The organism is Paenibacillus uliginis N3/975 (genome assembly GCF_900177425.1).
Lineage (GTDB): Bacteria > Bacillota > Bacilli > Paenibacillales > Paenibacillaceae > Paenibacillus_AQ > Paenibacillus_AQ uliginis.
The window spans coordinates 2610571-2634313 of sequence record NZ_LT840184.1 but is presented as its reverse complement, the minus strand read 5'-3'; the positions used below and the strand labels follow the sequence as shown (position 1 = coordinate 2634313).

Below are 23743 nucleotides of genomic sequence, written 5' to 3'. Positions count from 1 at the left end.
CAGATGCCTACTCCCCAATCGTAACCGAAGTTGACGCAGCAGACCCGAAATCAATCTGTAATCATGCTTTCAGCCATTTTTTGAAGCTCTTTTTTACTCAACAAATCTTCTTCATTTACCCAAATCGAATATGCAATACTTTGTTTACTATCATACCAGGCGATCTCATCTCCACCAGTCTTATTATTGATATAAATTGCCTCCATATGTTTCAGCTGTATTTTCTCAGAAGACGCATTCGGCGTCTGCGTTAAGCTTAGTCTTAAAGCATAACCCGCCTGGATAATAACAGCCCCGCTGTTCTTACCGTTGGCTAAGTATAAAAACGTATTATTAGCCTTCGACCAATCCAGTTTTTCGATAAACAATTTTTCCTCATTCTTAGAGGAATTTGCTTTCACCATCAAATTTTTCTCCAATTTATCATACTTTTCTCGCTCGTAACGCTGAGGTCCCAGAGGAAATACTTGTCCATAAGAGAAACTTATACCCTTAGGAAGATATCCGGGTTTTTTAAGAAGAGGCGCCGAGGTACGAACCTGCTCTGTCAGAAAAGCCTCATAAGAACGATATTCGATAGGAAGATATCCGAATTTAATCGGATTTGCGGTGTCATAACCGTTCAGTTTATTTATGTAATCATCCTTGATATAATAGGCCGCCAACTCGCCGGGTTTAAGGACGGTCAATACTCTTTGTCTGTATTCTTCTAGTGAATTGCTTAATTTAGCAGGCAGCGTAGTAGTCGACGGATCGACTGTTTTGACCACGACCTTCCCTTTACTATTAAATATTTGGATATGCCCGGTTGCTGCGTAAGCAGTGAATGAGGCTAGAAATATGCAAGACACGGCAATTGACATTACCGTTTTTCTCTTGAAGGAGCGAAGTCCAGAACGTTTTTTATCCTGCATCATATTAATGTCATGCCAGAGTTTGGACGTAATATCAATATTACGAAAATGATCATCCGATACGGAATGCTTTTTCAACTCTTCGTTTGAATCAATGATTGCTCCCATTTCTCTTCCCCCTGCCATTTACTCATTTTATCTTTTACTTTTTTCTTAATTCGATTCAGCTTTTTGCGTATGGCGTCTGGGCTTTTGTCGGTAATTTCACCAATTTCACTATATGACTTGTCGTGGAAAACATACAAAATCAATAAGCTTCTTTCCTCAATAGGAAGGCTGACAAGCGCTCTGGATAATGGTTCACTGAATGTCCCTCTAAAAAACTCCTGCTCTGCGCTTTCCGCGAATATCTGCCCCTTCAATAATCTGCCTAATTTCTCGTATAATTGACGTCTATGTATCAGATTCAGACAATGATGATAGGCGATCTTGTACAACCATGCGTTGAAACTGACCGAAGGCTTATAACTTGAAATAGATTTGTAGGCTTTCAGAAAAATTTCCTGTACGGCGTCCTCCGCATCCTGCTCACTACCAAGCAGCCGGCAGCAGTAAATATACAGTTGCTGTTGGTACTCCCTTACGATCGGGATAAATGCTTCCTCCAGTCCAGCTTGAACTTGATGAACGTATTGTTCAATCATCCCCGTGTCGATCATCTTCCCCTCCTCTCTGGTAACATGTATACCTATATAACAATGCAATGAACGACAAACGGACAAAGTTCTAAATTTTATATTTGAATACGAAGGTGGCGGCGTTAGCAGCCTGTAGTACTGCGCTTAAACGTAAAAAAGGCTGCCAAACCGCGGCAGCTTTCTTTCATTCCGATTCTCCACCTATATTTCATTTCGCCACTTCTTTTTAAGTAACCTTCCAATCGATAGGTTAATGAACGGTTATTTATATTTCTCTCCAAAATTGTTCCGGATTGTTAATACTTACATCATCATACCTGCATACAATCTCTTGAAGTCCCACTGGTTCATCAAAATCGACAGAGTGCCATGGATTCGTATCTGGCGGACCAAAACTAACTTTCAGTTTCTTATCTGTCACATCAAATACCATACTTCTTAGCGTCCCCATACCACTTGAATAAAAATGGCAGCATGGACCATACGGATACTCAGTGGACAGTAAGTTCCTTATCTTTTCTTCATTGATGTAAGGAGCATCCCGCAATAATGAATTCCAGACGGATGAATAGCGTATTTCGGAATTCCAGAAATGATGTTCATCGAATTCTTTCATTTCATGGCTTACATAATGATTCGTAGCTACCATTAAACCACCAACTGATTTCCGCACAGATATTCTTTTTTTGTTGGATGAAAAGCTTGCTACCTCGAAAATTGAAACATTATTAGCAGCATCTGCTACCATAATATTCGAATTGGTACATAACGGCATTTCTTCAATCAGACATTGAGCTTCATATACATCTTTGCAGCGGTCTAAAATGGCGCGAATGGCGATCCAGAATTCACATCCATCACCTTCAAGAGGTTTTAAGTAAGCGGTACTGGACATGGAAACGACGAGTCCATATTCATTCATACCATCCATTCTTCCCGCATTTTGTAACGAGAAACCCATATGTTTGGGCTTTCCGGTTACACGAGTAATGCATAAACTCCTTTCATCTCTTACGAAATATTCATAGCTCCGTCCAACATAAAAATGTCCATCGCTAGTGTTTGAAGGAAGTACAGCAAATTGACAGCAGTTGGGTGAGTTGTGATATGAATTTGCATAACATATCATTTTTTCCGCTTCTGTATTTACTTCATCAGCAAAACCTTGTATTTCATCGGTGAATCCGGGACATATTTTATCAATCATCATCATTCTCTTATGAGCTTTTGCCGCAGATATATAGTCTTTCCCTTCCATCGGACTGGTATAATAGGCGATATCATCTGGATAATGCTCCTTAAATGTAATTGCTCGCTGTTTACCGACCTCATAATTGCTTCCTTCCGTCACATGGATATCAAAAATCATCGGTTCTTTCTGATCGTTATTTTCCATATCTTTCAACCTTTCTGACATGAGATTTACTAGCTTTGTTCTTCTCGCCGCAATCTTATCATTATAAAAAAATTAGGTCTAATGGATAATTGATAATATCTACTGCATCTCAAGACACAATGTAATTCCGCCGCCTCAAATAGGTTTTTGTCCATTCCTAATCGTCGTCACTGTCATACATTGATATCAATACATTTCTTGGAAAAGGGTGGTGCTTTTTTGCCTGTTCGATATGTATTTAGTAAATGGAAAAAAACGCGCATTCTGCAAAACACATCGTTGAAACGTTACATCCCCAAGACAGCTGTGTACAATTCCAGTCGCTTGGTAGAGATGCTGAGTCGATACAAAATGGTGTACGTAAAACCTGACACTGGTACTCACGGTAAAGGAGTTATGCGTGCAACAAGACATTTCGATGCATCGTTCGAGCTAAGAGAAGGTATCTCTACCTATTCATTCAATTCCGTGGACCAGTTAAACACCCGCATCAAGTCGCGAATTGGGAAACGAAAGTATTTGGTACAGCAGGGCATTCACATGATGACCTACCAAGGGCGAAAATTCGATCTTCGGGTATTGATTCAAAAAAATTTGAACAATCAATGGGAAGCTATGTCCATCTTCGGCCGAAAAGCAGCTGCCAATAAAATTGTAACCAATGTCAGTAATGGGGGCAAAATGGAATCGCTGTCTACCCTAATGCGTCCTCATATGAATAAGTCCTCAATTAGCGAGCTGCGTCGTGAATTGAATCAAATGGGATTATCGGTAGGTAAACAATTAAGTGAAAATTATCAAGGCCTAAAGGAGTTAGGACTCGATATCGCGCTCGACAAGAGCATGCGACCGTGGATACTAGAGGTAAACACCAAACCAGCCATATATGTCTACCGGACTTTCGATCCTTCCGCCTATCGGCGTATTCTTCGTAACGCCAGAGCTTATGGTCGATTCAAGTAAGTAACATTCGGCGTGAGTCAATAAAAGACTAATGCAAAAACTCGTTGCTATTACGTCCTTATTCAATGTCGACAATGTCCCCAAGTTTTGTCATATGATAACAAGAGCTTGGGGACATAAAATAAAAAAACGCGATATCACGATCATAAAGGTCATGGCTCACAAGATTAAAGTGTGTATCCTACTCAGATTCCTCACGATTGATGAGACATGCAGCTAGTAAACCAATGCACAGTATACATGCCAACAGGATAAACGTAATCAGATAACTGCCGCTCTTCATTAATTGAAGTGAAATAATCGGACCAAAGCTTGTGCCCGTAAACAATATAAAAGTATAAACAGATACCGCTATCCCACGCATTTTCCCACCCAACTGACCAACAAGTGAAACAAGTGAAGGAACCGCTAACGCTATCCCTCCCACAAAAAGGATGCTCATCACAATAAGCAACGGCAGATTAGAAATCATCCCCATAGAGGCTAACCCAATAATCGCTAACAACAATCCCCCACGCAGCGTAACACGTATGCCGACCCGCTTCGAAATTCTTCCTGCGAAAGGAGACACGAGCATACCTATGATACCTATGGAACGAACATAAAGAATATCTTGTTTGCTCAGATCAAATGGAGATTGACTCAAATAGCTGCCCAGCACGGTATACATACTTACAAAAGACATAAGCAGAACAAACGCAACGAGATAACATAACACTAGTTGTTTTTGGACAAACACTTTTCCGATTTGCTTAATAGGTTCCCATATATTAGCATGGGCTTGATGAATACCTCCTTTTGGAAGAAAGAAGAAAACCAAAGTGGCGGTCAAAGCGTAAATAACAGCAAGTATATAAAAAACAGCGTTCCATCCATATTGCTCACTGATCAAACTGCTTATAACCTGACCAACAATTCCTGCTATCAAAAATCCTGTACTGATAAACCCAATAGTCGTTACCCGTTTTTCCACAGGATACATTTCTACCGCATAGGCGAGAGCTACTGGAGAAAAGGTTGCAGCTGCTGCACCTTGAAGTCCTCTCAAAATCAGGATCCATGGAAATTGGTGAACAAAACCTAACAATAAAGAAATAATTGTTAGAAAAAGTAGCCCCACAAATATAACGGTCTTTCGTCCGTATTTATCAGACAGTGCGCCATAGATCAAGCAGCCGATTGCAAAACCAATCGAAAAGGTACTTCCCGCAGCAGCAGCCTCCGTCGTGGATATGCTAAAAAGCTGTGCAAACACAGAAATAAGCGGAATCGTTACGTATAAGCTTGACATGATGACAAGACCTGACCAGCAAAGGATTATGGTCATAAGCGAATAATTTCTTTGCACTGCGGAAGCAGCAGTTTGGTTGTTCATAGTACACCTCTATTCTAAATTTTGTTCAAAAGTATATTTCGTCGGAAATTGCATATCGTATAGTGCCTTGTATCTCCCTTCTCGGCGAAGCAATGTTTCATGGTTTCCCATCTCCATTATCTGCCCATGCTCCAGTACAACAATCTGATCCGCACCTTGAATCGTGGAGAGGCGATGGGCAATAACCAGACAGGTACGCCCTGGTAGAAGCAATGACAGTGCACGTTGAATATGTTGTTCTGATTCTGTATCCAGAGCAGCCGTAGCTTCGTCCAAAATGAGGATACGGGGGTTCGTCAGGAATGCTCTGGCAATGGACAATCTTTGCTTTTGTCCACCCGAAAGCTTGACCCCTCTTTCGCCTATGGGGGTATCATATCCCTGTGAAAAAGCTGTAATAAATTCATGTGCGTTGGCGGCCACGGCTGCCGCTTTAATCTCTTCAGCTGTTGCCTGAGGATTACCGTACGCTATATTTTCACGAATCGTACCATTAAGCAAGACCACTTCCTGGGACACAATGCCCATCTGCTGTCGAAGAGACTTCACCGTCACCTCCGTTAACGGATGACCGTCAATGTAGATGTCCCCTTGCTGGACGTCGTACAAACGAGCAATCAAATAAGCAATTGTTGACTTTCCTGAGCCTGACGAACCAACCAAAGCCGTAGTTTGGTTATGTCGAAGTCGCAAATGGAAATTTTGCAGAATGGGCTGCCCTTCTTCATAAGCAAACTCAACATCATCAAACACAATTTCTCCCTTAGCAGGTGGTAGAACTATTGCTTCTTCCCTATCGTAAACCTCTGGAACCGTTGCTAACACTTCCTGTATGCGTTCGAAAGCTGCTGCTGATTGTTGTACTTTGGTAATCAGTCGGCTGAAGGAGCGGATGGGTGCTTGAAGCAGGCGCAAGTAAGCTAGGTAAGCTACGATATCACCTACTGTCATATGTCCGTGCATGGCCTGCCACGCTCCGAACAAAAGCACCAACGTCATACCGACATAGTTCAGCCAATCGATAATTGGCGAGAAGATAGCTGACAGTCGTGAAGCAGAAACTGTGGCCTTCCGATGGTGCTCACTCAATCTCGAGAATTGCTCAGCTTCGGTATCTTCACTCGCAAATGACTTGATCATACGAATTCCTGACAACGTATCTTGAAGTGAGTTATTTAAATCCGCCGATACTTGACGAACTAATCGATAGGCACTTTTAATACGCAGACTGAAAAATCGTGATGTAACAAATAAGAGGGGCAAGGTAATCAGCGTCAATAATGCTAATTGCCAGTCTGTATAAAATAAATACCCCACTATCGCTGCAAAGGTAATGACGTCAGCAACGATGGAAAAGCTATTGGCTGAAACCAGTTCTTGCAATTGATTCACATCACCCGTCAGCCTTGCCATGAGATCCCCGGTTCGATTGCGATCATAAAACTTTAAATCCAAACTTAGGGTGTGTTGGTAGAGTTTATTCCGCAACTGAAAAATGGCCTTCTGACTGACAAGTGTCATCACATAACTGCTAGCGAAGTTAAAGACTCCTAGCAGCAATGCGGCTAGCAGAATAAGAATTCCCGTTTCCAGCAGTGCGTGATACCTTTTATCCGGGATAATCTGATCTATTATGTTTTTGGTTAACTGAGGAATTATAAATTCTAGAATGGAGATGGCTAGTACAGAGACAGCCCCAAGCACAAGCAAGCCCCATTGTGTCTTTGTATGCAAGAACATCTCCTTAACCATAGTACGTAGTGTAATAAAATGGTGCGCTCGACTCTGCTGCTGGTTCACGATACGTTGAGTTTGTTTCATTTGAATCACATACCTTCATGTCAAAATAAACTTCATGTAGTTATCAAATCCGACCTGGATCGAATTTCATGTAATTAGATTATCTAACTATATGGTTAAAAAAATTATCTGCCTGATCCCAGTCGTTTTTCTATATTATTATTGAGTTTTACCAGCGCTCTTTTGAACACTTCCTGCTCTTCTTTATCTAATCCTTCTACAAGAGATGCGCAGGTTGACCAGAATGTGGGCAATACTTGTTTCACGAGCTTGTCGCCTTCGGAACTGATACGAACGTGGGTCATACGGCCGTCCTTTGCATACGGTTCGCGTATGATCCAATTTCTTTTTTCTAGCCAATTCAATAATGACGTGACGGAGGATCGGCGAATCCCCAATCGATCGGCAAGGGACGAAGGTGTAACCAGCTCCTGCCCTGCGTGAAGGGATAATAACAATAGTAGATCCAGCTTGCTTTCGGTAATATCGAAAGAGGATAATTGAATATCCATCAAATCCAAAGTGTTATCTCCCAGCCAGAGCATAATAAGTCCCAAATGCGCTGAATTCCGATCTGTATCGGAAGAGGCTGTACGATCCATCAAATCCAAATAAGGCGCTGTTCCAAGCTGTGGCAACTGCTGCTCTGTTGTATATTCTTTGGCAGGCTTTCTGTTCAATCAAATACCTCCTTTCTCATATAGTTAGATTATCTAATTAAATTAAATATAGCTTAGATACTTCAGCTTTGCAAATAAAAAAAGTTAAGATTATCGATTTATTCTCTTTGTCATACCAATGGTAAATTTCTCAAATCCAAAAGTTTCGTAATATGATTCCAAATTTTCCACACACATAAGTTGAGGAATTACTCGATTTTGCTCACAATGTTGAATTATTCGATTCATCATTTCTTTGCCGATTCCCTCGGATTGATAGCTTGGTATTACACACACTCCACATACAATTCCAGTAATCACACCATCCGAAATAATACGTCCCATACCCACTAATTGTTGTTTATCAAAAGCATATATTGCATACCAACTTTGATTGCACATTCGTTCCAAATCATTGACTGTTAGTTTAAGTGAATTCCATCCTAAAGATTCATATAAAGTTAGTAGTTGCTCAAAGTTATTAGGGGGTTCTATCGTATAATATATAGATTTATCCATATAATCACCTCATGTTCATCTGTTATTCGATAATTGGTATAGGCAGGACATCTTTTTATCGGTAGAAAAAAGCCTCCCAAAAGTTCAGCGTACTTATGAGAGACCGTGTATTCATTGTCAGCATTTCTATGCGTTTATCGAGTGATTGGTAGAAGCCGTTTCCGAGCGAAGCGAACGCAGCTTCATGATCCGGTTGACTCTTTCGGAACCAAACAGCATGACCGCAATATAAATCGCCACGAAAAATGGTAATATAGTGATCGTCGTCTGCGCAGCAATCCAACCAAGTAGCGGAGGCAGCAGCGTTGTACCTGTGTAAGCAACCGCCATCTGGTAGCCCATAAGCTTTTGCGTTTGCTCTTTGCCAAAGCGCTCAGGGGTTGCATGCAACATACAAGGATATATAGGCGCGAAGCCAAAGCCAATTAACATAAATCCGATAAGTGAATAGAAAGTTGGTAATGGCAGGATAAGCAGCAATGCTCCAGCCAGAGCAATTAGCAGTCCACTGCGAATCAGGACACGATTACTTACTTTTAAAGTAACAAATCCAGTGATAAATCGCCCTACTGTAATGCCACCGTAATACATGGATACCCACTGTGCTGCCACTGCCGCCGATAAATCCTTTGCGTTTACCAAAAAGCTGCTACCCCATAATCCCACTGTTGCTTCAGCACCGCAATAGAAGAGGAATGTCATTAAGGTTATCTTAACGCCCTTCATTCGCATCGGCTGCTCAGTAGACCCAGCATCATACAGTTTATCTTGAGGCCCCTGTCCTTCTTTCACTGCATGACTCTGTACTTTCTCCATCCGCTTCCACAATGGAAGCGTAATAAACAGTACAACCACAAGCGCAAATTGTATAACAGCAACGGTCAAATACCCATCCCGCCATAAATCATGTTCACGAATGAATCCAGACATAATAATGGGACCAAGTGTAGCTCCAACACCCCAGAAGCAATGCAACCAGCTCATATGATGTGCTTTATAATGCGTAGCAACATAATTATTCAGCGCCGCATCGACAGAGCCTGCACCTAGTCCAAGCGGCAATGCCAACACCATCAGCCATATAATAGAAGGAGCAAAATAAAACCCAAGCAATGCTGCCGCCGTCATAAAGCAGCTTATCAGCGTGACTTGCCCTGTTCCAAGTCGTTTTAATACCGCACCACTTGCCAAGCTTGATACAATCGTTCCAGCTGCAATAATAATCGATAACACACCCGCAACACCGAACGGTGCTCCAAAGTCTGCTTGTATGACGGGCCAAGCTGCTCCAAGTAACGAATCAGGTAGCCCTAAGCTGATAAATGACAAATAAATAATAATCAAAAATAATGTTGCCACAATTCCCGCCCCTTAGTTATTCATATCTAGATAATACAATGCTTGGTTCTAGCGTAGCTAACGTTTGTGCTATCATGCCCTCCAAGTAGTCAGCTGAAAAATCCTCTGAAACTATAACTTCAGGCATCGCACTTACAGGCAGTTCTTTACTACACAGTTCTGCGATTCTCCTTCCATTCGCCTGTTCTATGAAGCTGCCATATAAAACGACGCAATCTGGATTTAAAACAGCACAGATGGATACGATCAATTGGACAATGGCCTGCTCAACCCGCACGGAAGATGCCATAAAGGTCGCCTCTCCCCATGGGATGCCTAAAGGGATCTTCGCAATTTCACCTGCAAAGTTTCTTCGTCCTTTAAACAGCTGTCCGTTTATGAGGATCCCCGCCCCTGGCGGAAAGCGATCTGGAAAATACAAATAAACAACGTCAGCATCTGAACGGATATGCTTCCTCTCGCAATAACCGACCACTGCAGCATTCACATCATTTTCCATAATGACTGGCATTCCATAGAGCTCTCTGAAATAGTCCACAATAGAAACGCCAACTAAAGCTTTATAGTCTGAAATAATGATTCTCCCTTCCCATTCTGCTCCAGGCAATCCAAAACCTATCGCTCGTATAGCAGGATATGAAGCCATCAACGAATCGATAATATGCTCAAAACATGCTAAATCCACATACTCTACTTCATCCATTCGCTCATAAATCATATTGCCGATAAGATTAACAATTGTACTTCGAATGATTATACGTCCTGCAGCTTCGTAAGGAAAAAGAGTCAAGGCGTAAGCATAGTCTCCGTTGTACTTAAAACGCTGAGCGGGTCTGCCTCCTCCAGAAGCACAAAGTGCCGCTTCCTTAACCTCAGTTGTTTGCAACAATTGCTGCAATATGGTTCCTACTGTAACGGCGCTAAGACCCGTTGCCTTCGCAATTTGTTGCTTGGTTGCTTCACCTTCTGCCTTCAGCGCCTTTCGGACGAGATTGATATTCACTTCTTTCATCACAATTGCATTGCCGCCAATGCTTTTCATCGTAAGCCTCCTCATTTAATAAAATACTTTATAAAAGCGTTTTATTAAGCTCACATAATGTATCTGATTCATGAGTAATTGTCAATTACAAAGTGCATTTGAATAGCATGTTAGTAGCTACTTGAAGCGCTATCCGTATACTAAAGTATGGTACCCATTTCAGGTCAATAACTAAATTCATGAAATCTAATAATACAACGACAAAATAAAAAATGGACAGATCAACAGATTATTTGATCCAAGTCCAAGTTCTCAATGCCGTATAATTTAATTTAGGATTTTCTTTAAAAAATACTGTTTAGCTCCGTCACAAGGAGAATCTTCTAAGATTCCAAAAACGGTATATCCTCTTTTTTTATAAAAATCAGGAGCTTGAAAACTAAAAGTTTCTAACTGAATATATCTACAATTATATTGTCTGGCAATATCTTCAGCCTTAGCAAGCAATTCAGAGCCTTTATTTTGTCCGCGTAATGATTCATCTACCCACAAAAAATCAATGTGCATTTGTTTCCAATATATAGAGGCAGTAATACCCGCCACCAAAACATCGTTATCGTTTGTGATCGTAATTTCAATAGTATCAACATGATCAGTTAGTTCATCTGTTACTTGTGATAGATTATAATCAAGTAGCTTCTTTCGTACACTACTGTCTTCTTTTTTAATCCATAATTCTGTAGTTTGCATTCTAATTCCTCTATTTCTATGTAATATTTTGATCTGATCTCAAAAGGAATGAGCTTTTGGCTTTACAGTTTTTACAAATTATCGCATGGATTTTACTTGCTGTCAAAACCATTCATTCAGGTTTAAAGCCATGCTGCCGCTCCATGTTTGGGTTGAAAAGGTAGCAACAATAAAGAGAGTTTCACTATTTACAGCAATCTCTGCAACTATTGAACCAATCGTAATACCTGTGACATAATTAAAAAAGTGAGTTGGCTTAGTTGCTTCTTTCCGAACACTCGCACTTAGATCCTTACAACAAAAAAACCGCGATCTACGCGGTTCCTTATGTGTATATGTTCTTGTCCTCTGATATCAATCTATCTTCTAAAAAACAGCCTTCTAATTTGATCCGCAAATTCCTGTAGGTTCACGCTAGATGGATCAAGACGGTAATATCCGTTTTTTACGGCCTCCAAAACCCAGAGTGGCAACTTCTTTCCCTCTAGTAGTGGATAGACGTTGTCGTACGCCCAAACGAGATGCTCCCATCTCTTGTCGTTCCCGTTCTGAACATATTCAGACACGTCGAGCACTTTACCTCTGCCATCCTGCAACAGCACATTTTTTAAGTGAATATCTCGTGGGTTAAGGCCTTTCTCTCGAACGAACGATCGTGCTACCTCAACATCATCGATAACTTGGTTGGGAATTGGTACACCATAGAGCAAGCAATCGTACAGCGTTAACCCACTTTCATGGCTGATCACCACATACCGCTCTCCAGCTCCATAAAACACGGGAAAATAGGGACTGCCCACCAATGCATGGTAGACACCAATCTCCGCTTCCTTCTTAGGAAGCGCCTGCTTCGCATAAAGCTTGTATGCATAGGCCGGCATCGGTTCATAGACAAATACAGCGGCATCGGTTCCGATTCCGATGCAATGAAGATCGTCCGATTCACCTTCAATCGTCACCGGGTCGTTTTCACCGTGCTTAATAACTTCCATACAAGACAGGGCTGTTTCAGCCTGCTTCCATTGTTCGTTATTCATGAGCCACCTCATTTGTTGCTGGATTTGAATCAATAGGATCGTACCATACTCCCACCATAAAAGATATTTACGCCACTTTGGACAAGAACTTATATCCTTCGATGAAAAAACCGCAGTTTACGCGGTTTCTTTTCATCGAATCTAGTTTTGAGCGGCTTATTCTTTTGAATCGATTTGTAGTTTAAGCATATCTATCACATTATTTAATGTATTTGTTCCTAGATCACCCTCGCCACGTTTTCTAACTGCTACAAGTTCAGAGTTAACCTCTTTCTCACCTAAGACAAATGTGTATGGAGTCTTCAATAGACCTGCTTCCCGGATTTTATATCCTAATTTTTCGTTTCTTACATCGACATCGACTCGTATGCCTGCTTGCTCCAGACGTTTCTTCACTTTCAGGGAGTAGTCCAAATAATGATCAGACACCGGAATGATTTTGACTTGAACAGGAGCTAACCACAAAGGAAAAGCGCCACCGTAATGCTCTGTAAGGATTCCGATAAATCTCTCGATAGACCCGAAAACTGCTCTGTGAATGACAACAGGCCGATGCTTCAGGTTATCTTCTCCAATATAAGAAAGATCGAATTTTTCAGGGAACTGGAAATCCAGCTGGATTGTACCGCATTGCCAGCTTCGTTTTAATGAGTCGAGGATGTGAAAATCAATCTTCGGCCCATAAAATGCGCCGTCGCCTTCATTGATCCGATATGCCAGCTGTTGCTGATCCAGTACCTGTTTTAAGGATGACTCTGCGCGTTCCCACAGCTCTTCCGAGCCCATGGAATCCTCCGGTCTTGTTGATAATTCAATGCTGTAATCAAACCCGAAGACCTGATAAATCTGACCAATGAACTCGATGATCCCCTTGATCTCATCTTCGATCTGATCCGGCCTTACAAAAATATGTGCGTCATCCTGACAAAACGTACGAACCCGCATCATGCCATTAAGGGCCCCGGAGAATTCATGTCGGTGGACTTGACCAAATTCTGAAATACGAATAGGAAGCTCCTTGTAGGAATGAAGCGTGTTCTTATAGACTAACATATGACCTGGACAGTTCATCGGTTTCAATGCATACTCCGTCTCATCAACTTGAGTAAAGTACATGTTATCTTTGTAGTGATCCCAATGGCCGGACATTTCCCAAAGACGCTTATTCATCATCAACGGAGTACGCACTTCATCATAATCACTATGAAACTGAAGCTTTCTTGCAAATTGCTCCAGTTCATTACGGATGATCATCCCATTAGGTAAGAAGAAAGGCATGCCTGGCGCTTCTTCTGAGAACATAAACAGTCCCAGCTCCTTACCCAGTTTACGATGATCCCGTTTTCTAGCTTCTTCAAGTAAAAACAGGTGCTCCTCAAGCTGTGACTTCTTAGGAAACGCTGTTCCATATATTCGTTGCAGCATTTTATTATCCGAATTCCCGCGCCAATAAGCTCCTGCAACACTCATCAATTTAAATGCCTTTATTCTTCCAGTGGAAGGAAGATGCGGTCCTCTGCACAAGTCGATGAACTCCCCTTGCTGATAAACCGTAATGACTTCGTTCTCGGGCAAATCATGGATCAACTCCCGCTTGTAAGGATCGTCATGGAAGATTTGCTCGGCCTCCTTGCGGTTGACCTCTCTGCGGACTATAGGAAGATCTTCCTGTACAATCTTCTGCATCTCCTGTTCAATGACGATCAGGTCATCCACTGTAATCGAATTATTCAGGTCCATATCATAATAAAAACCATCTTCAATAACCGGTCCAACTCCCAGGTTTACGGAATTATGGCCATAGATGCGTTTAACCGCTTGAGCCATCAAGTGGGCCGTACTGTGCCGATAAATATGAAGCCCATCCTCGGAATCCAGTGTAATCACATTCACTTCCGCATCTTCACGAAGTTCCCAATTCAAATCAACAAGATTTCCATTTACTTTTCCCGCTACAGCGTTTTTTTTCATTCCTGAACTAATGGATTCCGCGATTTGCATTATCGTCGTTTGTGCGGGATACTCCTTCTTACTTCCGTCTGGTAATGTTACTACAATAGACATTGTTATCCCTCCATAAATTTTGATTGAACGCAAAAAAACACTCGATCCCTAAAGGGACGAGTGCGTTCAGCTCGTGGTTCCACCCTAATTTGATCCAGACTTGCAATCGCTACAACAGCGTGCTCGTCGGATCCTCATTCAGTCATCCTGTAACGGGAATGATTCGGTGTTTTCTAGTACCGTACCTATGCTGATCAGCAGATCACGGGTTCAAAAACACAGCTACAAAGGGGTAATTTTTGAAACAAGCTCTGAAGAAGCTTTCACCAATCGCTTCTCTCTCTGGACAGGTTGAATCAAGAATCATGTCTTTGATGATGGCTGATAGCTATGTATCTTAATCCAGTTATTACTATTTGTCAACTATCAGTCTTCTCAGGGAATTGGTTTAAACGTCCGATGGGGAAGTTGCAGTATTCAAGGTACAGATAGGCCGTACTTCATTAGACAGCATCTGAGTCACGGTTGCATCTCGGTCAAGCCAGCTCTTCCTGGGCAATTTCCGTTTCCTGTCCTCGTGTGTTCACAATGGTAATGCTCAGCGCATCAAATCCGTTTCGTTTTGCCTCCGCAAAATCGCAGCGTTCCCCGTTTATCAATTCAATCTTCCCATGCTCGTCCACATCGTCAGAGAACTCCTCATCCCAATCGACATTGTAATACACGGTTATACGAATCTCGAACGTATCTTCACCATCGTCATCGACATACGGCAGCAACGGCGTCCGGTTATTCCGCTGCTCGTCTGTATAAGTGTCGCACAGCATGGCATCGTATCCGTGCTTACAGCCGTCGAACAGAACGTATCGCTTGCCGGTGACGGCATTCTCTGCAACAATCAGTTGAGGCGCGAATTCGGTCGTCGCAATCAGATCGTCCATCAATTCGCCGTAGTAAAATAAATAAAATTTCTTATGGCCCTCCCTGGTCAGTAGCTTGCCCGTCCATTCCTCCTCTGCCCATGCTTCCGGCTTCTCCGGCAGAGCTATTCCTTCAAGGTAAGCAGGTCCCGGTCTAAGTTGATTATGATTCGTCATATGAGAACTCCCTTTCATCTTTCCATGGCAATCGTAAATTTTTTATAAGTTTTCTTCACCACTAGTTCCGGCTGCAGGTACCCCAGTCCGACAATAAAATATATATTATATTCGAATCAGGTCTTCCCGTCTATTGGTACCTGTTTCGCTTCTGCTTAATGCCAACCTGATCTGGTTTCCTTCTCTCTGCGCCATACAGGCGTAACTGCCTGGCTCTAGCTCTATAAAAACTCCCTCGCATGTATGGTCTGGCTCCAGACCATCTCCCGTTACATCATCTGCGGCCCCCACAAATACGCTGCCGGAGGAAACGCGAAAGTACAGCACTTCAGTCATAGCCCCCCCATCCTCCATGCCCACATCAGCTTCTATCCAATTGACTTCATAAACCCCGTCTTGACCCAGATTAAAAAATAAGCAGTTGCCCGCATTCACTTCTGCAAGCTCGTCTTCCGAAATAGACCACCAGTCTGACGTGTCATCCAAGCGGTGTTTCAGCTCTCCGAGATCGTAAACACACATTGTGGCCGTATCGGTTATAAAGCGAAATGTACCCTGCATCTTCTTTATCACTTCCTATTTCTTTATTCTAAAGATATTGACCGAACCACTGCTCTGCCTTATCCCAATCCACGCGAAGTCCGCCCATCCAGCCAGCCCAGGGCATTTCCATATCAGAGCGTCCTTTTGTATTGTTTAATTGGATTGCAGCCTCCTGCATCACATCAAAACCAGTCCAGTTCGCAAGACTAAGCGACAGCTGCGTATTGGGAATTACACCAGCCATGGCCAGCGATATCAAAATCCCCCGACGCGTTCCGCTGTTCCCTGGCACAAGCTTTGATGCGGTTAGACGCTTTTCGAAAATTCCTGGTGTCTCATCTTCAGAAGCCAGATCCAGACTTTTTAAAAGTTGGCGAAACGTTGCAATATCCCCATCGGTTGGCGTAACTGGCTCCAGTGTTGCCAATTCGACAAGATCTACGTATGCTCCTTCAGGAACGGTGCCATAAGCATAACCCAGATGCATCACATAGCGCATATTCGAGATATGCTCCCATTTATCTCTTTGAAAGCCACATACTCGACAAGCAACAAACTTCTCTGCCTGTTGATAAGCATGCTCATGTGCATGGATCATCATATGGTAGCTCATTAAACCAGATATTCCGCGGGGATTACTGCCCCCTACGCCTGCAACAAACCAGTCAGCAAGCTTAGACCAAGACAGCTAATCATCCTTTTGCATAGCCATCAGTTTCTGAAATGCGCATCGTACGTAATGTACACCACTTCATTGACAGGCCAGCTATGCTCCTGGAGAAGTTCAAGCTCCCTCTTGGTCAATGCTTCTTCTCTATACAAAATCAACTCGCGCTCAGTATCATATGTGCCGTTGCTGTGGTGGTACAGTTTCTTAAGAACTTTCATCAGTTTTTTGTCCATCCTACTCTCCTATCATCTTCTCTATTGACTTGGATACATGAATTCAATTACATGGTAGCATATGGTCAGGGTTTCTGCCCTACCGATTTAAATACTCGTGTCCTATATGTTTGGTGGTCTTTTTACGCGGTTCCTTTTGTTGTAAAAGGCTGCCAATCTACTTGGCAGCCTTGTTCATATCTGTAGTCTGTCTATCTATCGTAACCTTAACCGTGAATTATTTGTTCTCCGTTGATAATGAATTAATTATTTTACGGATTGCATCAGTATCAAAATTCTCTTCCGCCATCTGATACAATTCGTAGGTGAACCCTTCATACTCCCAAATCACGATTCCGTTCGCAAAATACACCTTCTTCCCATCAATCGTTTCTGTCTTGACCTCTTCAGAAGTGCTAATTGCATTATTAGCTCCTCTTGAAATCAACAACGAAATAAACTCTCCCTTTTTTTCATATTGAATCTCAATCATTTTCTCGCCATGTAGGACACTGTTCAAAAATTGATAGTTTTCCGACAACCATGTTGGAGCTGGAAAGTCGATATCCATAGCTACACGTGCTTCTTTCAACGTCATCTGTTGAGGAGCTTCTATCTGATTTCCCTGAGATTCATTCCCTTGCACCTTGACATCTGTATGGTTTACTCCCGTATCAGGTAGCTCTTTATCATACTGGGTAATTTCCATGTTTCCAACCTGGAAGCGCGCCAATATGGATTGAATCATATCTTGCGCAAATGATGTAGTTGAAAATGTACCGAACAGTAAAACCATAACAGCGGCAGTTACAGCAATAGATTTCCACTTATTATTTTTCATGTATACACCGTCCTTTTTTGTGTTAAATCGTTGAATGGTCCCTGTTTCTATTTTGAATTTTAGGCGATTGTAAATTTGATCCTTATGTGTGTTGTCATCTAGTTCTACATTTGTGAGCAAGTTCGTAACATCATGAAATTCACTGAGATCCTGCTTTTTACTCAAACTTAAATCCTCCTTTAACCAATTCTTTTTGTAGTTTTTTTAAAATTCTGTAAACAACTACACCAATATTTGAACCACTTACACCAAGTAGTTCTGCAATTTCGGAGTTTTTTAGACCCGCTGCATATTTCATTGCAACGATATTCCGCTCTTTGTCACTTAGTTTTGTAAGCGCCTTGAATAAGGCATGATTATTGTCGTCTTGGATCACGATCTCTTCTGGTGATGACTTAGGTAAGACCATATCCAAAATGGCATCCAGTGAAAGGACAACTCTCTTTTTCTTCTGTGATCGGAAATAATCAGCTACGGAGTTTCTTGCAATAGCAAACAACCACACCTCAAAGTTCGATTTTTCTGGTGAGAAGGTACAGTATTTTGAGATAACAACTTCAAATATGTGACTGCATATCTCTTCAGCTGAATAGTGATTATGGATTCGATAGCAAACATACTTATAGACACGTTTATAGTACATATCATATATTTGTGTGAATTTTTCTGTCGACATGAATCCATCATGTATGTCAACTTTGGTGCTTTCGCAGATTCTTGTAGGCACATGGGCAATTTCCAACTGCTATCCTCCTCTCATTACGTTGATGAACAAATTGCGCAATTTGTTGTTATGAGTCTTACAATAGTTAATACGAAAAACGTCTAAAAGTATTAACAAAATAAAACAAAACAAGGGATGCATCAAAAAAGCCGCACTTAATGCGACCCCTATTCCATACTTTTATTTGTCCAATGCCATTATGTACTCGCTGCCGTCCCTCATTAATCTCCTTCTACAACTAAAGACTTATAAACATCAATCGCATCCTCCCGATCAACGTTAAAACCAAATTTTATATAAAGTTGTTTGGCAGAGCTTCCTTGTAAGACGTTTAAGGTGACACGTTTTCTAGTCAGATCACTACGCAGTACAACTGCTCGTTAATCAGCAATCATTTCCATATCTGAATATTGGGATTGGCGCAACGTAACCCGTTTCATTTGACGCTCCAGCTCCTAACTATAAAAGGAAATTTGTTCTAATCTTATGTGTCACAATTATAGCAATATGATCAGTACGTAATCTATGTACTTTTATTAGTTGTTATATTCATCTTAAGCATAATTAAATAGCAGGCTGTTGTGACAGCCTGCTATTTAATGTTTGATATTCAACTATATCATTTCCCGTCAGCTTAACAGTTATAAGCCTACCACTACACCTTAAGGGAATGCTTCTCACGAGCAATCTGCGTCGCTTCAACCATGTTACGCAAGGAATCAACTGTTTCTTCGAGACCGCGTGTTTTGAGTCCACAGTCCGGATTAATCCAGAATAGCTTTGGATCCAGTACACGCAAGGCGCGCTCGATCATGCTGGTCATTTCTTCTACTCGTGGAACGCGCGGACTATGAATATCATATACGCCCAATCCGATGCCTAGTTTGTAAGTGTTGACCTCGAAGCTATGAATAAGTTCACCATGGCTACGCGAAGTCTCGATCGAAATCACATCCGCATCCATAGCCTCGATTGAATCAATCATGTCATGGAACTCGCAATAACACATATGCGTGTGAATTTGTGTTGTATCCTGTGCAGTGCATGTGGTCATGCGGAAGGCTTTGACAGCCCATGCCAGGTACTCCGCCTGATCTTCTTCCTTAAGTGGAAGTCCTTCGCGAACCGCTGGCTCATCTACTTGAATCATACCGATACCTGCCTGCTCAAGCGCTTCAACCTCTTGTCTCAGCGCATAGGCCAGTTGGTAAGCGATTTGTTCGCGTGTAATATCCTCACGGACAAATGACCAGTTCATGATGGTAATCGGACCGGTTAACATCCCTTTAACAGGTCTGTTGGTCTTCGTCTGGGCATACTTGGTTTCCTCGACCGTCATCGCTTCCTCAAATGCTACATCCCCGAATATGATGGGCGGTTTCACACAGCGGGAACCATATGACTGCACCCAGCCATATTGAGTGAAAGCGAAGCCTGCAAGCTTCTCACCAAAGAATTCGACCATATCCGTCCGTTCAAATTCACCATGCACGAGAACATCCAGCCCGATCTCTTCCTGCAGCTTAATCCAGATATCAATCTGCTCCCGGATGAAGTCAGCATACTGTTCATTGTTCCACTCGCCTTTACGCCACAGTTGACGGGCCTTGCGTACCTCAACGGACTGCGGAAAGCTACCGATGGTCGTCGTCGGAAAAATCGGCAATTGCCATTTCTTCTGTTGAGCAATATGACGTTCAGCAAATGGCTGACTGCGTTCTGGATTTTTTGCACTAATGGCAGCAACGGTTTGCTGAATATCTTTACGATTACGCTCATCCGATAGCTTGAGTGCCTGAAGAGCACTCTCGCATTGCTCCAATTCTTCTCTAATTGCAGCAGCCCCGCCAGATGAGACTGCTTTCGTCAGAAGGATGAGCTCGTCCAGCTTCTCATCAGCAAATGCGAGAGCATTTTTCAGTTCAGTTTGGAGCTTTTCCTCATTTTTCACCGTGACTGGTACGTGAAGCAGACTGCATGAAGATTGTACAATTAGCTTGTCGGTAGTCACGAGATCCGTAAGTTCTTCCAGTAATACGAGTCTATCACGAAGTGACGCCTTCCAGATGCCACGACCATCGATGACTCCTGCACCTAAAACCTTATCAGAAGGGAAACCGAAAGTTTTAATCGACGACAAATTGTCGGAGAATCCATGTACGAAATCGAGCCCTATTCCTTTGACCGGCAGCTGGATAATATCACTGTAATTCTCTACCGATTCAAAATAGGTTTGCAGCATGATGTTCAGATCAGGCACTGATGAAGAAAAGGTCTCATAAATCGTCTTTAACCGCTGGAGATCTGCCGTGCTTATTTTCGTAACAAGAATCGGTTCGTCTATCTGTACCCATTGAACCCCTTCTTGTGCAAGCTCCTGCAGAATCTGTACATAGAGCGGTAGTAAACGCTCCAGCCAGGCATCCGTCTCCGAGACTTCATATCCTTTAGACAGCTTCAAGAAGGTTAATGGTCCAACGATAACTGGTTTTCCTTCGATACCGAGCTTCTCCTTCGCTTCTCGATATGCCACTAGGGGTTTATTCTCGGTAATTACCGGTGTTACCCCATCCAATTCAGGAACGATATAGTGATAGTTGGTGTTAAACCACTTGGTCATTTCACTTGCTGCAGCATCCTTTGTCCCACGGGCAATGCCGTAATAAACAGACAAAGGTACAACACCGCCCTCATAAGAGAAACGTTTTGGGATAATGCCGAACATCGTAGCTGTATCCAGTACGTGATCATAATAACTGAAATCATTTACGGGTATGATATCCAAGCTCTTGTCCTTCTGCTTACGCAGATGATCCAGACGGATTTCCTGCAGCTTACTGTGAAACTCCGATTCTTCGATCTTGCCTGACCAGTACGCTTCGAGAGCTTTCTTCCATTCGCGTTCCGCACCAATACGTGGATATCCCAAAACACTACTCTTTGCCATCTCGTAACACTCCCATACAAATTGTTACAAGTAAGATATCACGGATTCGTGGATATAGAGTAACAGTATTAAACTATATCTAGTTATAGTCTAAGGCTATAGCAGACTTGGTTTGTCGCACAAAATGGGGTTGATAAGAAATCTGATTAGTATAACACCCTCGGATTACCAATTTTTAGGCGGGATGGCCAAGCTGTATTTACTTCATACTAGAGATGAGCAGTTGCTATGGTTGGATAACCTTGACCACTAGGTTATAATGAGGGCGATTTGAACTTAAAAACAATTAAAAACAGCAAGGTGTTGACGAAATTGATGAATACACGTCAGAGGGAAGTTCTGCGGATGCTGTTAGCTGACACAGACCGATATTATGTGGTGCGAGACATGGCTATGAAATTAAACTGCTCAGAAAAAACGATCCGAAACAATTTCGAAGCGATTGACCTCTATTTATCCGAGCATTACAATGCAACTCTTGTTCGAAAGCCGGGGTTTGGTGTGAAATTGAATATTGAGGAACATGAACAGATGGAATTATTCGATCAATTGTTCCGATCAGCCCAAGAGAACGAATACGAACAGGACGATAACCGTATTGCTGCTATCGCCTACAAACTCCTAATGAATACAAAACCAACAACACTACAGGAGCTGGCTGAACAATATTTTGTCAATCGATCAGTGATCAGGAAAGATTTAGACACTTTGGATCACTGGCTTGTTAAATGGGGGCTTAGCATTATCTCCAAGCAAAAGGTTGGCATCACGATCGAAGGGAATGAGAAAGAGAAGCGAGCCGCGCTCTCCAAAGTATACCAATTGATTGGCACAACGAGTACTCAATTTATCAAAAAGAAATTTGAAGTCCAGGAGCTAAACATCGTAACCCGGGAGCTTAGGCAGTTGGAGGAGCAAGAAACGTTTCGATTTACAGATGAAGCCTTCGATAATCTGCTCATCCATACATTGCTAATGATCAGAAGAACAAAACTGAAGCAACCGATCTCTTTTTCGGAACAAGAAAAAGCCTTTATTCAGGAAAAAAAAGAATATCAAGGGACACGGACCTTCATCCAAGAGCTTGAACGTCTATTCTCTATCCACTTCTCCGAGGATGAGATCTCTTATTTAACGGCGCATCTGCTAGGTGCTAAAATCCGTTCCAATACCCGGATGGATACAGTCCATCATCAACCGTTAATAATTACAGCCGAGGTTACTGAGTTGGTTGATTCTCTCCTGCGAAAAATATCCAGTCTTTCATTCGTTGATTTCACTAAGGATAGTACGCTTACGGAAGGGCTGCGCATTCATTTAAGTTCCACAATCAATCGTCTAAGCTATGGACTCAGCGTAACCAACCCACTTCTTCAAGACATTAAAAAAATGTACCCCTATATGTTCGATATGGTCATTTACTCGACGAACCAACTGAAGCAAAGCTATCATTTTACGATTCCTGAAGATGAGGTCGCCTATCTTACATTGCACTTTCAGGCAGCAATTGAACGACTGAACAAACAGAATACGATAAAAAAGCGTATCGTTACCGTATGCCACATGGGGACAGGTATTTCGCAAATTTTGCGGACGAAGCTGGAATGTAATTTCAGTGGTCTACAAGTATTGGACTCGATTAGAAAAGCGGATCTAGGTACATATTTAGATAAAAATTCAGTTGATTTTATTGTATCTACGGTTCCTTTAGAGAATTTAACCATTCCACATATCGTAGTATCTCCTTTATTGGAATCTGCTGATATTAAAAAAATAGATAAATTCCTCGATCGACTGGATGAGCAGTCAAATGAAGCAGCAACCTCGATTTTACAAATGTATACGCGACCAGTATTGATTTTTCCACAAGTAGAGGTCTCTCATCGTTTTGAAATTATCGAACAGTTGGCCAACAACTTATATGCACAGGGGTTTGTTGATCAAGAGTATGCCCATCAAGCACTTCTACGAGAAAGATTGTCATCCACAACCATTGGCGGTGGAATTGCAATTCCGCATGGGGACCCTAAATTAGTTAAACAGTCGCAAATTGCTGTCGCTACACTGAAGGAGCCACTGGAATGGGAGCAGGAGAAAGTATGGATTGTATTTATGTTGGCATTGCGAAACGAGGAGCAGGAGAACACGAAAAAATTGTTTCACCGCCTTTCCCTGCTCAGTGAACAGCCCTCTTTAAACGAGCAGCTTATTTACGCCAAGCAGCCAGAGGACATTTTTTCCTTGTTATAATCTTATTTTGCCGGAAGCTCCGGTAAAATTAAAAACTTTTCCTTTGTTTTAATCCGCTAAGAT

General features: G+C 42.1%; 21 protein-coding genes. 2 read left to right on the top strand and 19 right to left on the bottom strand.

The window, feature by feature from the left end:
• Positions 1-50: 50 nt before the first annotated feature.
• From B9N86_RS12500 to B9N86_RS12490, 3 genes are all read right to left on the bottom strand, one after another.
• Entirely contained in the window at positions 51-1022 is a 972-nt protein-coding gene (locus B9N86_RS12500; RefSeq protein WP_208919505.1) for a hypothetical protein, read from the bottom strand.
• Positions 989-1573, bottom strand: coding sequence for an RNA polymerase sigma factor (locus B9N86_RS12495; protein WP_208919504.1), 585 nt, complete (start codon positions 1571-1573; stop codon positions 989-991). Before B9N86_RS12495 ends, B9N86_RS12500 begins: the two co-directional genes overlap by 34 nt.
• 244 nt (positions 1574-1817) lie before the next feature.
• Complete coding sequence (locus tag B9N86_RS12490; protein WP_208919503.1) at positions 1818-2948, bottom strand: C45 family autoproteolytic acyltransferase/hydrolase; 1131 nt, start codon at positions 2946-2948, stop codon at positions 1818-1820.
• A gap of 219 nt (positions 2949-3167) precedes the next feature.
• On the opposite strand from B9N86_RS12490, the gene B9N86_RS12485 reads away from it, so the two are divergent.
• The gene (locus B9N86_RS12485) at positions 3168-3911 is read left to right on the top strand and encodes a YheC/YheD family protein (RefSeq protein WP_208919502.1); all 744 of its coding nucleotides are present in this window, start codon (positions 3168-3170) and stop codon (positions 3909-3911) included.
• A 181-nt stretch (positions 3912-4092) separates the two neighbouring features.
• On the opposite strand, the gene B9N86_RS12480 is transcribed toward B9N86_RS12485, so the two are convergent.
• The 16 genes from B9N86_RS12480 to metE form a co-directional block, all read right to left on the bottom strand.
• The gene (locus B9N86_RS12480) at positions 4093-5286 is read right to left on the bottom strand and encodes an MFS transporter (RefSeq protein ID WP_208919501.1); all 1194 of its coding nucleotides are present in this window, start codon (positions 5284-5286) and stop codon (positions 4093-4095) included.
• 9 nt (positions 5287-5295) lie between these two features.
• Positions 5296-7107 (bottom strand): ABC transporter ATP-binding protein, encoded by a 1812-nt coding sequence (locus tag B9N86_RS12475; RefSeq protein ID WP_208919500.1) that lies wholly within the window; start codon positions 7105-7107, stop codon positions 5296-5298.
• Positions 7108-7211: 104 nt separating this feature from the next.
• On the bottom strand, positions 7212-7766 hold the full coding sequence (locus B9N86_RS12470) for a MarR family winged helix-turn-helix transcriptional regulator (protein ID WP_244563059.1): 555 nt from the start codon (positions 7764-7766) through the stop codon (positions 7212-7214).
• 90 nt (positions 7767-7856) lie between these two features.
• A complete protein-coding gene (locus B9N86_RS12465) occupies positions 7857-8264 on the bottom strand; it encodes a GNAT family N-acetyltransferase (protein ID WP_208919499.1) in 408 nt (135 codons plus the stop codon).
• 126 nt (positions 8265-8390) lie between these two features.
• Complete coding sequence (locus B9N86_RS12460) at positions 8391-9623, bottom strand: MFS transporter (protein ID WP_208919498.1); 1233 nt, start codon at positions 9621-9623, stop codon at positions 8391-8393.
• A gap of 16 nt (positions 9624-9639) precedes the next feature.
• A complete protein-coding gene (locus B9N86_RS12455; RefSeq protein WP_208919497.1) occupies positions 9640-10665 on the bottom strand; it encodes an ROK family transcriptional regulator in 1026 nt (341 codons plus the stop codon).
• A gap of 267 nt (positions 10666-10932) precedes the next feature.
• Positions 10933-11355: a GNAT family N-acetyltransferase gene (locus tag B9N86_RS12450; RefSeq protein WP_208919496.1), complete on the bottom strand. Its 423-nt coding sequence runs from the start codon at positions 11353-11355 to the stop codon at positions 10933-10935.
• A 359-nt stretch (positions 11356-11714) separates the two neighbouring features.
• Positions 11715-12392 carry a protein kinase family protein gene (locus B9N86_RS12445; RefSeq protein ID WP_208919495.1) on the bottom strand — a complete coding sequence of 226 codons (678 nt, stop codon included), beginning with the start codon at positions 12390-12392 and terminating at the stop codon, positions 11715-11717.
• Positions 12393-12548: 156 nt separating this feature from the next.
• On the bottom strand, positions 12549-14456 hold the full coding sequence (gene thrS, locus B9N86_RS12440; RefSeq protein WP_208919494.1) for a threonine--tRNA ligase: 1908 nt from the start codon (positions 14454-14456) through the stop codon (positions 12549-12551).
• Between the two features lie 476 nt (positions 14457-14932).
• Positions 14933-15493: a hypothetical protein gene (locus B9N86_RS12435; RefSeq protein WP_208919493.1), complete on the bottom strand. Its 561-nt coding sequence runs from the start codon at positions 15491-15493 to the stop codon at positions 14933-14935.
• Positions 15494-15598: 105 nt separating this feature from the next.
• Positions 15599-16054: a DUF6386 family protein gene (locus B9N86_RS12430; RefSeq protein WP_208919492.1), complete on the bottom strand. Its 456-nt coding sequence runs from the start codon at positions 16052-16054 to the stop codon at positions 15599-15601.
• A 28-nt stretch (positions 16055-16082) separates the two neighbouring features.
• On the bottom strand, positions 16083-16649 hold the full coding sequence (locus B9N86_RS12425; protein ID WP_244563058.1) for a hypothetical protein: 567 nt from the start codon (positions 16647-16649) through the stop codon (positions 16083-16085).
• A gap of 98 nt (positions 16650-16747) precedes the next feature.
• Positions 16748-16939: a hypothetical protein gene (locus B9N86_RS30255; protein ID WP_244563057.1), complete on the bottom strand. Its 192-nt coding sequence runs from the start codon at positions 16937-16939 to the stop codon at positions 16748-16750.
• A 217-nt stretch (positions 16940-17156) separates the two neighbouring features.
• Positions 17157-17924: a hypothetical protein gene (locus B9N86_RS12420; protein ID WP_208919491.1), complete on the bottom strand. Its 768-nt coding sequence runs from the start codon at positions 17922-17924 to the stop codon at positions 17157-17159.
• Positions 17917-18501, bottom strand: a complete 585-nt coding sequence (locus B9N86_RS12415; protein WP_210190667.1) for a sigma-70 family RNA polymerase sigma factor — start codon at positions 18499-18501, stop codon at positions 17917-17919. The genes B9N86_RS12420 and B9N86_RS12415 overlap by 8 nt, the downstream gene beginning before the upstream one ends.
• Before the next feature lie 637 nt (positions 18502-19138).
• Positions 19139-21430 (bottom strand): 5-methyltetrahydropteroyltriglutamate--homocysteine S-methyltransferase, encoded by a 2292-nt coding sequence (gene metE / locus B9N86_RS12410; protein WP_208919490.1) that lies wholly within the window; start codon positions 21428-21430, stop codon positions 19139-19141.
• Positions 21431-21745: 315 nt separating this feature from the next.
• On the opposite strand from metE, the gene B9N86_RS12405 reads away from it, so the two are divergent.
• On the top strand, positions 21746-23680 hold the full coding sequence (locus tag B9N86_RS12405; RefSeq protein ID WP_208920294.1) for a BglG family transcription antiterminator: 1935 nt from the start codon (positions 21746-21748) through the stop codon (positions 23678-23680).
• The last annotated feature ends 63 nt before the right edge of the window (positions 23681-23743 follow it).